The organism is Flavobacterium hankyongi (genome assembly GCF_036840915.1).
Lineage (GTDB): Bacteria > Bacteroidota > Bacteroidia > Flavobacteriales > Flavobacteriaceae > Flavobacterium > Flavobacterium hankyongi.
Window position 1 is genome coordinate 964,234 of sequence record NZ_CP085725.1, and the last position, 11,709, is coordinate 975,942.

At 29.0% G+C, this 11,709-nt stretch carries 13 protein-coding genes; 11 read left to right on the forward strand and 2 right to left on the reverse strand.

Annotation, left to right across the window (positions count from 1 at the left end):
- Positions 1 to 190: 190 nt before the first annotated feature.
- The 5 genes from LJY17_RS04460 to yaaA all read left to right on the forward strand — a co-directional run bounded on the left by LJY17_RS04460 (position 191) and on the right by yaaA (position 3,800).
- The gene (locus tag LJY17_RS04460) at positions 191 to 1,315 is read left to right on the forward strand and encodes a PAS domain-containing sensor histidine kinase (RefSeq protein ID WP_264542651.1); all 1,125 of its coding nucleotides are present in this window, start codon (positions 191 to 193) and stop codon (positions 1,313 to 1,315) included.
- Positions 1,305 to 1,712 carry a response regulator gene (locus LJY17_RS04465; protein ID WP_264542652.1) on the forward strand — a complete coding sequence of 136 codons (408 nt, stop codon included), beginning with the start codon at positions 1,305 to 1,307 and terminating at the stop codon, positions 1,710 to 1,712. The genes LJY17_RS04460 and LJY17_RS04465 overlap by 11 nt, the downstream gene beginning before the upstream one ends.
- Before the next feature lie 74 nt (positions 1,713 to 1,786).
- Entirely contained in the window at positions 1,787 to 2,239 is a 453-nt protein-coding gene (locus tag LJY17_RS04470; RefSeq protein ID WP_264542653.1) for a hypothetical protein, read from the forward strand.
- A gap of 116 nt (positions 2,240 to 2,355) precedes the next feature.
- Complete coding sequence (locus LJY17_RS04475; RefSeq protein WP_264542654.1) at positions 2,356 to 2,913, forward strand: fasciclin domain-containing protein; 558 nt, start codon at positions 2,356 to 2,358, stop codon at positions 2,911 to 2,913.
- Between the two features lie 128 nt (positions 2,914 to 3,041).
- Positions 3,042 to 3,800: a peroxide stress protein YaaA gene (yaaA, locus tag LJY17_RS04480; RefSeq protein WP_264542655.1), complete on the forward strand. Its 759-nt coding sequence runs from the start codon at positions 3,042 to 3,044 to the stop codon at positions 3,798 to 3,800.
- 48 nt (positions 3,801 to 3,848) lie between these two features.
- Here the strand turns inward: yaaA and rho are convergent, their stop codons facing one another.
- Positions 3,849 to 5,579 (reverse strand): transcription termination factor Rho, encoded by a 1,731-nt coding sequence (gene rho, locus LJY17_RS04485; RefSeq protein WP_264542656.1) that lies wholly within the window; start codon positions 5,577 to 5,579, stop codon positions 3,849 to 3,851.
- Between the two features lie 171 nt (positions 5,580 to 5,750).
- Between rho and LJY17_RS04490 the strand changes: the two genes are divergently transcribed.
- From LJY17_RS04490 to LJY17_RS04505, 4 genes are all read left to right on the forward strand, one after another.
- Entirely contained in the window at positions 5,751 to 6,161 is a 411-nt protein-coding gene (locus LJY17_RS04490; protein ID WP_264542657.1) for a DUF4293 domain-containing protein, read from the forward strand.
- 189 nt (positions 6,162 to 6,350) lie between these two features.
- Positions 6,351 to 7,016, forward strand: a complete 666-nt coding sequence (locus LJY17_RS04495) for a response regulator transcription factor (protein ID WP_264542658.1) — start codon at positions 6,351 to 6,353, stop codon at positions 7,014 to 7,016.
- A 26-nt stretch (positions 7,017 to 7,042) separates the two neighbouring features.
- Positions 7,043 to 7,357 carry a hypothetical protein gene (locus LJY17_RS04500; protein WP_264542659.1) on the forward strand — a complete coding sequence of 105 codons (315 nt, stop codon included), beginning with the start codon at positions 7,043 to 7,045 and terminating at the stop codon, positions 7,355 to 7,357.
- Positions 7,347 to 9,122 carry a sensor histidine kinase gene (locus LJY17_RS04505; protein WP_264542660.1) on the forward strand — a complete coding sequence of 592 codons (1,776 nt, stop codon included), beginning with the start codon at positions 7,347 to 7,349 and terminating at the stop codon, positions 9,120 to 9,122. The genes LJY17_RS04500 and LJY17_RS04505 overlap by 11 nt, the downstream gene beginning before the upstream one ends.
- Here LJY17_RS04505 and LJY17_RS04510 read toward each other — a convergent pair whose 3' ends face one another.
- The gene (locus tag LJY17_RS04510; RefSeq protein WP_264542661.1) at positions 9,123 to 9,617 is read right to left on the reverse strand and encodes a metallophosphoesterase family protein; all 495 of its coding nucleotides are present in this window, start codon (positions 9,615 to 9,617) and stop codon (positions 9,123 to 9,125) included.
- A 46-nt stretch (positions 9,618 to 9,663) separates the two neighbouring features.
- On the opposite strand from LJY17_RS04510, the gene LJY17_RS04515 reads away from it, so the two are divergent.
- Both LJY17_RS04515 and LJY17_RS04520 read left to right on the forward strand, forming a co-directional pair.
- Positions 9,664 to 10,791 carry a cysteine desulfurase family protein gene (locus tag LJY17_RS04515; RefSeq protein WP_264542662.1) on the forward strand — a complete coding sequence of 376 codons (1,128 nt, stop codon included), beginning with the start codon at positions 9,664 to 9,666 and terminating at the stop codon, positions 10,789 to 10,791.
- Entirely contained in the window at positions 10,792 to 11,676 is an 885-nt protein-coding gene (locus LJY17_RS04520; protein WP_264542663.1) for a glycerophosphodiester phosphodiesterase, read from the forward strand.
- Positions 11,677 to 11,709: the final 33 nt, after the last annotated feature.

The following is an 11,709-nucleotide window of genomic DNA, read 5'->3' on the forward strand; positions in this document are numbered from 1 at the left end:
TAAAATTTTTATTATATCATAGTCCTATACCCTCGTATAGGACTTTTTTTATGTCTTTTTTTAACAAAAATTACGGAAAAACCGTAAAACAACTTACCTGCAAAGTATTAATTTTAGGTGACGAGTTTTCTGTCTCTAATTAAAATAGAAAAACTTTATTACTTCATAATGGCATCTAAAAATAATAAACGTGAAAAACCCAACTTTTTATACAAAAGATAGAATTGATTTAGAGCGTCTTAAGTATGCTGTTTTTGACAACTTAATTGAAGGTGTTCAGGTTATTGATTTTAATTGGAGATATTTTTATGTGAACAAATCAATTACGTTACAAGGATTTTCTAGCAAAGAAGAACTCTTAAGTAATACCATGATGGAAAAATATCCAGGTATTGAAAAAACCGAAATGTTTAAATCTTTACAAAAGTGTATGGATGAAAGAGTTCCTTCAGAAGTTATTTCAGAATTTGATTTTCCTGATGGATTAAAAGGATGGTTTGAATTAAGTATACAACCTGTTCCAGAAGGAATTCTAGTACTATCATCAGATATTACAAAACTTAAAAGAGCTGATATTGAGCTTAAGAAAAAGCTTGATGAAAAAAACGAATTATTAGCTCAAATTATTAGTCAAAAAAAACAATTAGAAGAATTTTGTCAAATTATTTCTCATAACCTTAGAGCCCCATTAAGTAATCTTCTATTAATTGGCGAAATGTTAGCAGAAAATCATTCTTTAGATGACAAATACAAATATTTTGAAATGCAAATGCCAATAATAAAATCACTTCAATCAATATTTGAAGAATTGGTTCAAGCTACACAAATAAAAATGGATGCCACCATTAAAAAGAAAAAAATTGATTTGGAAAATATAACAAATAAGTCAATTAAAAAAATCAGAAAAAAAAGATCTATTAATGAAGTAAATATTTCCTCTGATTTTGAAGATGTAAAAAATATATATTATTCAAAAAAGTACATAAAAAACATTTTAGTAAACTTAATAAGTAACGCTATTAAATTTAGCTCACCCGAAAGAATTCCAACAATACATATTAAAAGTTATAAAAAAGACAATTGGATATGTATCGACATAGAAGACAACGGATTAGGCATAGATTTAAAAAGATACAAATCCGATATTTTTAAACTTCACAAGACATTTCACAATCATCCAGAAGCTAAGGGTTTTGGATTATTTTTAACAAAAATTCAAGTTGAATCTCTAGGTGGTGAAGTTTTTGTAAAAAGTAATGTAAATAAAGGCAGCATCTTTACTATAAAACTTTATAAAATTAATCATGAAGAATAGAGTAAAAAACATATGTGTGATTGATGATGATAAGACTTTTCAGTATTTAACACATTGTGTTATTACAGACACTCATCTTATTCAAGACATTGAAATGTTTTCTAATGGATTAGACGCTTTAAATTATTTACAGAACAACTGTTTAGATGAAAAAAAATTACCTGATATAATTTTGCTTGATCTTTTCATGCCAGTTATGGATGGATGGGGGTTTTTAAAAAATTACACTGAAATAGAATCTAAATTAGTAAAAAAAATTCCTATTTATATCGTTTCTTCATCCATAGATCCAATTGATATTCAAAAATCTAAATCACTGGGACATGTTACAGACTTTATTGTAAAACCAATGACTAAAGAAGTATTTCTAAAAATACTTAAAAATAAAACTCAATAAAAAATGCATAACTATTTTATCTTCAAAATACTAATACCAAGTTATAATACGTTTTAAGATAAAATAGTGAAAAAATGAAACTTAAAAGCATAAGTATACTCCTTTTATTAGTTATAATTTCTTGTAAGAGCAAAAAAAATAGTGAAACATCTGTAATTATTGAATCTAGCAAAGTAGAAGCTATTAAAAAAAATAGAGCTTTTGACTTAGGTACAAGGCTTCTTGAATCATGCAATTCATCAAAATTTAAAGCATTCACTAAAGAGGAGGCTACTGAAAAAGTAATTCAAAATGCAACTCCTGATAAAATCTCTTTAACTTGTCAAAAAATAAGACAACGAAATGGAAAATTTAATTTCATCAAACTTTTAGATGTTACTTATTTAAAGGAAAGCGAAGAATATATATTTCGATATAATATTGACTACGAAAAAAAATATTTTATGCGTGAATTAAGTGTTACTATAAATAAAGACAATAAGGTTTCAGCTATCTCTACTAAAGAAATTAAACCAAGACCAATGTAGTTATGCCTACCTCGCCACAATTGTTTTTTTTTAATAAAATAATGTTAAAATTAATCTTATTAAAACCAATCAAGTGTGTTTTCCGTAAATGAATACATAACAAAAATATTCAAAACATGAAAACACAAAAATTTTTATCAGTAGCATTTTTAGGAATTGCATTATCATTTGGTATCTCGTCAAATGCACAAAAATCAGTAATTGTAGGTGGTGCTCCAATGTATCCAACAAAAAACATTATTGAAAATGCTGTAAACTCAAAAGACCATACAACTTTAGTTGAAGCTGTTAAAGCTGGTGATTTAATTTCGGTATTATCTGGAAAAGGCCCATTTACCGTTTTTGCCCCTACAAATTCTGCCTTCGAAAAATTACCTATGGGAACAGTTGATAATTTACTGAAACCAGAAAACAAAGCAACATTACAAGCAATATTGACTTATCATGTTGTATCTGGAAGTTTAGACAGCAAAGCTATTGCAAAAGCGATTAAAGACGGAAATGGAAAAGCAACTCTTACAACGGTACAAGGCGGAAAACTAGTATGCACAATGGAAGGGAAAAATCTTATTATTACTGATGAAAAAGGCAACAAATCTATGGTTACCACAGCAAATGTGTATCAATCGAACGGAGTAATACATGTTATAGACTCAGTTGTATTACCAAATTAAACCAAGCTTTTTTTGTCACAACTATAAAAAATCCCTATTAAGGGATTTTTTTTCTGTATAGTTTCTAGGAATATGGAGACTCGATTTCTTTATATTTGTGAATATTAAACAAACGAATTAAAACAATCATGAAAATTGTTATTTCTCCTGCAAAATCTCTAGACTTCGAAAAAAGTCTTCCTACAGAAAAATATACTAAGCCTAATTATTTAAAGCAATCTAAAGAAATTATAAAAGTTTTAAAAACACTAAAACCGAAAGATTTATCAGAACTGATGGATATTTCAGATGCTTTAGGGGAATTAAATTGGCAACGTAACAAAAAATTCAAAACACCTTTTACTCCTGAAAACGCTCGACCAGCAATTTACGCTTTCAATGGAGATGTTTACCAAGGGCTTGACTCCTACTCTATTCCTGAAGAAAAATTAGACATATTACAAGATAAGCTTCGAATTCTTTCAGGTCAATATGGTCTTTTAAAACCGTTAGATTTAATACAACCCTATCGTTTAGAAATGGGAACCAATTTAGCTATTGGTGAGAGTAAAAATCTTTATGCATATTGGAAAGAAACACTTACAAAAGCACTAAATAAAGAATTAAAAAAGAACGAACTATTCATTAATCTAGCGAGTAACGAATATTTTTCTGCTATTGATACTAAAACCTTAAAAGTTCCGGTAATAACTCTTGAGTTTAAAGATTATAAAGACGGAAAACTGAAAATGATTTCATTTTTTGCCAAAAAAGCCCGAGGAATGATGGTTAGATATATTATTGATTATGATATTGAAACACTAGAAGGCCTGAAAGGTTTTAATTATGAAGGTTATGCTTTTGATGCGAATTTATCAAAAGGGAATACACTGGTCTTTACAAGATAAAAAAATCCCAAAGTAGTTTACTTTGGGATTTTATTTCATTTTTACTTTTTAATCATTCATTGAAATAAGAAATTCTTCATTATTTCTAGTTTTCTTAAATCTATCATTAATGAATTCCATAGCTTCAACAGGATTCATATCTGCAAGATACTTGCGCATAATCCACATACGTTGAATTGTTTTTTCATCTAATAATAAATCGTCACGACGAGTACTTGACGATGTAAGGTCAACAGATGGGAAAATACGACGATTAGCAATCTTACGATCTAACTGAAGTTCCATGTTACCAGTTCCTTTAAATTCTTCGAAGATAACTTCATCCATTTTAGAACCAGTCTCTGTTAACGCTGTTGCTATTATACTTAACGATCCTCCGTTTTCTACATTACGAGCCGCTCCAAAGAAACGTTTTGGTTTTTGTAATGCATTAGCATCAACACCACCACTTAAAACTTTACCCGAAGCTGGTTGTACAGTATTATAAGCACGTGCTAAACGTGTAATTGAATCTAAAAGAATTACTACATCGTGACCACATTCTACCAAACGCTTAGCTTTTTCTAAAACAATATTGGCAATTTTAACATGCTCTTGTGGTTCTCTATCAAATGTAGAAGCTACAACTTCCGCACGAACACTGCGTTGCATGTCTGTTACCTCTTCAGGACGCTCATCAATAAGTAATACAATCATGTAAACTTCAGGATGATTTGCAGCAATAGCATTAGCAATATCCTTAAGTAACATAGTTTTACCAGTTTTAGGTTGTGCTACAATCATACCACGTTGACCTTTACCAATAGGTGAAAACAAATCGATAATACGTGTTGATATAGAGCTCCCTTTTTCTGCCAATTTGAATTTTTCTGTTGGGAAAACTGGGGTTAAGTGTTCAAATGAAACTCTGTCACGAACAACTTGTGGGTCATGACCATTGATTTTTAATACTTTTACCAAAGGAAAATACTTCTCTCCTTCTTTTGGAGGACGAACCACCCCTTTAACTGTATCACCAGTTTTTAAACCAAACAAACGAATTTGCGACGTTGATAAATAGATATCATCTGGTGATGCTAAATAGTTGTAATCTGATGAACGCAAAAAACCATAACCATCAGGCATCATTTCTAAAACACCTTCACTTTCTATAATTCCTTCGAACTCGTAATCCGGTTCACGGAAATTAGTTGTTTTTTTGTGCTTTTGATTCTGATTTTGATTAGGATTATTATTCTTAAAGCCTTTTTCAGGATTCTCAGTCTCTACTTTTGCTTCGACTTCTTGTGATTGTGATTGAGCTTGTACTGGTTCAGTATCTGACGCTAAGGCAGGAATATTTTGATTTGAAGTTTCGTTTTCAGCAAGTGGTTTTTGATTTTTTTGCTTATCATTTTTTTGAAAACGATTATTTTTTTGGTTGCGAGAATCTTTAAATTCTCTAGTTGATTCTTTTGAAGATTCATTTTCAACTTTTTCAGTTGGTCTTTCTTCTTCAAAAGTTATAGCTTGTTGCTCCTCTGGTTTTTTTTCCATTTGTTGCTTAGCAACCTGTGGCTTGGTATCTTTAGCAATTCTTGCTCTTTTTTGTTTAGGCTCCTCAATGGGGGCTGAACTATCCGGATTAGAAATCTTTTCTGGATTTGCTGCTTGATAATCTAATATCTGGTAAACAAGCTCATCCTTTTTAAGTGTTTTGAATTTTGAAATTTTTGCAATCTTAGCAATTTCTTGCAACTCAGATAATTTCATTTCTTTTAAAACAGAAATATCAAACATAAATAGATGTTGGGATTAAAGTGATAATAAGTTAACGTGGTGTTTTTTTGAAACTTATATTCCGAAGTATGAAGTGCTTACGGATTGTTTAGGCAATATTACGAATTTTATTTAAGTAAACAATAGTTTTTTAAAAAAAGAAAATATATTTTTGCTCAACATTTAAGTAAAATGATTCAAAGAATTCAAAGTGTATATTTAGTTTTAGCAGTTATTTGTAATGGAGCATTGCCTTTTGTTTTTCATTTATGGAAAATAGAAACCAATGCTATATACTTTATGAGTGATATTACATATACCATTTTATTTGGGCTAAGCACATCATTGGCTTTGTTAAGTTTAATTTCATTTAAAAAGAGACAACAACAATTTGTGATGAACAGATTGAATATAATATTGAACTTAATTTTACTAGGATTATTTGTATATCGTACACTAAATCTATCTGGAGATATGCCTGTCATATCTGAGAAGGGTATTGGGATGTTCTTACCTATCTTAACTATCTTATTATTAGTTTTTGCTAATAAAGCCATCAAGAAGGATGAAGATCTCGTAAAATCTGTGGATCGATTAAGATAAACCTATCATCTTAGTTTATTAGTGCGAAGAAAAGCTAACCAAAATTGGTTAGCTTTTCATTTTTAAGAACTTTTTTGTACTTACTTTTAAGTAGTTTTCTCACCAAAATTGGTGATATAAAAATCATTAATTTAGAGTATTTGATGTAAATTTATAATCATATACATTTGAAATCAGAAACAAAAACAAATGGAAACTAAAATAAAAATACATTTAGCTGATGACCATCAAGTTCTTATAGATGGAATATTAGCAGTTCTTAAAACCAATCCTAATTTTGAAGTTGTTGGATTTTCTCTAAATGGAGAAAATTTAGTAGAAAGAGTAGCTAAAAATCAAGCTCATGTTCTTGTTATGGATATAAACATGCCTGAAAAAGACGGCATACAAGTTTTAAGAGAATTCAATGAAAAAGGGTTTACATGTAAAGTCATTATTCTTTCAAGCTATGATGATCCAAAACTAATAAAAGAAGTTATAAAATTAGGAGCAAGTGGTTATTTGACCAAGCAATGTGCAGGTGAAAATATAGTTGATGCAATCACATCCGTAGCTCAAGGAAATCAATATTTCTCTTCTACAATTAAAGACAAAGTTTTTGATATTTTTACTGAAAACAATCAACAAAAAGCCTTAAGTATAGAAGACATTATATCAGGAATAACATCACGAGAGTTAGAAATTTTAGGTTATATCTGTGAAGAAAAAAGTGGAAAAGATATTAGTGAATTATTAAATATAAGCCCAAATACTGTAGAAACCCATCGTAAAAATTTAATGAAAAAACTTAAAGTTAAAAGTTCTGTCGGATTAGTTCTTTTTGCAACTAAACACAATCTCATTTCAATACAGTAAAACAATTATAATTAACAATTAAAAAAATGGATTTATTAACTACAAAAATTAAAAGTATGCCTTACACTATGCTACGTAATTTTGATTACAGAAAAGAAACTGGTAATCAAGTAACTTCTACATTTCAAATTCCTGACAACTGTGAACAAAAAACAGTTTGCAACAATGGAGAAGCAACAATAACAATTACACTCCTTGAAGGTGAAAAAAATCCTTCTACAACTTTTCAAGATATTGAAGAAACATTAACTGCTAATACAAGCAACGTTCTTAAAATCACTTTTGAACAAGTTGACTTAACAACTACGACAAGAAAACCTAAGATTGGAATTGAACTTTAATATACGGTTTTCAAAAATTATTGTAATTATTTCACTAATTACATCTATAACCTGTTTTGGCTCTATTAAACAAAGAGTCAAAACAGATTCTATTTTCTATTACACTGAAAAAAACAAACCCCTAAAAGCAATATCCTTTGCAAGAAAAGAATCAGCACTTTTACTATCATCTAAAAATTACAGAAATTATTGTGATTTAATGATTCAAAAATCTGAAATTTTCAGAAATTTAAATGACTATGAAAATGCTTTAAATACACTTTACGAAGCATTACCTGTAGCTGAAAAATACAATTTACAAGACAAACAATCTCTTATTTATAGAGGAATAGGAAATGTAAATGGACTTTCATTTGAATTTACAAAAGCCAAAAAATATCTCCATAAAGCATTAAAAATAGCTTTAAAATTAAACAATAATGACTTGTTAAATAAAGCAAATCAAGGACTTTTACGTATTCATTACGAAACTGGTTCTGATAGTGTCGAATATTATTTAAAAAAAATAGCCTTTTACACCAGTAAATCAAATAATTTATCTGATAAATATAAAAATTACAGTAATTTTTCTAAGATCTATTTAGATAAAGGCAATCCTATAGGAAAGAAATATTTAGATAGTTCATATACAATTGCAAAAAAAATAGGCAAAAGAGAAAATATAGCCAACACCCTAAACGACTTTGGTATTTACTATATAAATGTTGAAAAAAATTACCCAAAAGCATTAGAAAAATTCTTTGAAGCTATAGAATTATTTGATGTTTCTAGTAACTCTAACAATTCAAGAGTGTTGAATATATCCTATGCCAATATTTCTTATTGCTATGAAAAAATGGGTAATTACAAAAAAGCCCTAGAATATAATAATAAATATTATGAGTTATTTGAAGAAATATTATCTGGGAGATTAGATGCTGCAAGACAAGAAATTGAAACTAAATATCAAATCAAAAAAATTGAAGATGAATTTAAAGAAAAACAATCTTTAATAGAAGAACGACAAACAAGAAATCAGAGACTCTTGTTATTATTTGCTTCAATATTTATTTTAGCTGGGTTTATATTTTATTTCTATTACCAAAATTTACTTTTAAAGCAAAAAAATAAGATAAAAGATCTTGATAACGATTTACAATACAAAATTATTAGTGCCACTTTAGATGGGCAAGATCAAGAAAGAAATAAAATTTCTGGGATATTACACGATCATGTGAGTGCTATATTATCATCAGTAGGATTACATTTATCTGCCTTTGAATCTAGTCTAACTAAAGAACAAATAGAAGATTTAAAAAAAACACGCTCTTTGCTTAAAGATGCTCATGATAAGGTACGTGATTTATCGCATGAGTTAGTTCCTCCACTTTTGGTAAAACTTGGACTTCAGTATGCACTTAAAGATTTATGTGAAAATAACTCAAATAAGTTAATTCATTTTGAATTTCATTCTACCTTACCAAGAGAAAAAAGATTTCATCCAGACTTTGAAAATAGAATCTATTTTATTGTTTCTGAATTATTGAATAATATTATAAAACACAGTGGTGCCTCTCAAGCAAAACTAACCATTGAAGAATTAGGAGAAAAATTACACATTACTATTGAAGACAACGGAAAAGGTTTTGATACCAAAAACATAAATAAGTCTAATGGTTTTGGTTTAACTCAAATTAAAGCCAGAGTCAATAACATGAACGGAAAAATGAAAATAAAATCAATCATCAACAAAGGGACTACGATTCAAATAAGTGTTGACGAATAATTATTTTTTTCCTAATTCCACTATTTCCAAATCCTTTATTTTATCTCCTTCAATAACAAATCTAAGCATGGTTCGTATTTGATGAAAACCACTTTTACCTGCAGCTCCAGGATTCATGTGCAGTAAGTTTAGAGTTTTGTCAAATTGCACTTTCAAAATATGTGAGTGACCACAAATGAAAAGTTTGGGAGGATTTAGCTTCAATTCTTCTTTTATACTTGGACTGTATTTACTTGGATAGCCTCCTATATGAGTAATCCAAACATCTACTCCTTCACACATAAAACGATTATTTAACGGAAATTCTAGCCTTGCTCCTCCTCCATCAATATTACCAAAAACAGCTCTTAAAGGTTTCATTTTCTTAATAGAATCAGTAACATTTAAGTCTCCAATATCGCCGGCATGCCAAACTTCATCAGCCCAAGAAACATGTTTTAAAATTGCCTCATCTATATGTCCATGAGTGTCTGATAAAAGAAGGATTTTTTTCAAAGTTTTGCTTTTTTTTCAAAGATATAAAATTGCTAAATTTGGACCTATGAAAAATATATACCTTGATAACGCTTCGACAACAGCTTTAAGACCTGAAGTAATAACAGAAATGACTAAAGTTTTGACAGAAAACTTTGGCAATCCATCCTCATCTCATGCTTTTGGTAGAAGCTCAAAAAATCTTATAGAGTTATCCCGAAAAAGTATCGCTAAACAACTTAATTGCAACGCAAAGGAAATTATTTTTACCTCTTGCGGTACCGAGGCTAATAACTTCATAATTCTTTCATGTATCAGAGATTTAAAAGTCAACAGAATTATTACTAGCAAAATAGAACATCATGCTGTTTTACATACTATAGAAGTTTTTCAGAAACAGTTTGATATTCAAGTTGATTATGTCAACATTTTAGAAGACGGAACTGTTGATTATAATGATTTAGAGGAGCTTTTAAATGACGATAAAAAAACCTTAGTAAGTTTAATGCATGTAAATAACGAAATTGGGACTGTTTTAAATTTAGAAAAAGTAGTGTCACTTTGTAAAAATAATAATGCATACTTTCATACTGATACTGTTCAGTCTATTGGGAAAACAAAAATTGATTTGACAGAATTACCAATTGACTTTTTAGTCGCCAGTGCACATAAATTTCATGGCCCAAAAGGTATAGGATTTGCTTTTATTAGAAAACAAATTGTTTTACAGCCCCTTTTATTAGGTGGTGAACAAGAAAAAGGCTTAAGAGCTGGTACAGAAAGCGTTCATAACATTGTAGGAATGGCAAAAGCTCTAGAGATTTCTTTTGAAAAATTGGAACAAGAAAAAATAAAAGTTTCAAAATTAAAAAGATATTTAATTGAGCAACTTAATCTAAATTTTACAGAAATTTCATTTGCAGGTAATCCTGAAGACACGTTTTACAATGTAATAAATGTAATTTTACCTTTTGACGAAAACAAAACAAGTATGTTACTGTTTCAATTAGATATGAATGGAATTGCAGTTTCAAGAGGTAGCGCTTGTCAATCAGGAAGCGTTAAGCCATCTCATGTTCTGAAAGCCTTTTTACCAAAAGAATTACTTCAAAAACCAAATATTAGAGTTTCATTTTCCCATAATAATACTAAAGATGATATAGATTATTTAATTGATATTCTTAAAAAAATATAGATGAAACTATTCATTTCTTTCTTACTTTTTCCTTTTATTCTTTTTTCGCAGAATTTTGATATCCAAGGACACCGTGGTTGTCGTGGTTTAATGCCTGAAAACACTATCGAAGCAATGAAAAAGGCAATTGATCTTGGAGTTATATCACTTGAAATGGATGTTGTAATTTCAAAAGATAAACAAATTCTTCTATCACATGAACCTTTTTTATCACACGAAATTTGCTTAGATAAAAACAAAAAAGAAATTACCGAAGTTAATGAACATTCTTATAATTTATACCAAATGAATTATGACGAAATTAAAAATTGCGATTGTGGTAGTAAAGTTCATCCTAGATTTAAAGACCAAGAAAAGTTAGAAACGTACAAACCATTGTTAAGTGAAGTAATTTACTTTATTGAAGAATATGTAAGTAAGTTGCAAAAAGGAGATCCTGGAAGGAAAATATACTATAACATTGAAACCAAATCAGATCCAAAAGGAGATGAAATTTATCATCCTGCTCCAAAAGAATTTGTAGATTTATTAGTAAGCGTTTTAAAAAATACTACAATTTCTAATAGAGCTTACATTCAATCGTTTGATGTGAGAACACTACAATATTTACATCAAAAATACCCAGAATATAAAACTGTATTATTGGTCGAAAATAAGATGTCTATAGAAGAGAATTTAAAAATTCTTGGTTTCAAACCAAATGTGTACAGTCCAGAATTTATTTTGTTAGACAAAAAGCAAGTAAATTTTCTTCATAAAAAAGGGATAAAAGTCATTCCTTGGACAGTTAATAATCCTGAAGACATAAAACAAGTTATTAGCTACGGTGTTGACGGTTTAATTTCTGATTATCCTAACAGATATTTTGAAATGGTTTTGAAGTAATTAAATTTTAGCCTTCAAAATAAACAATTAAAA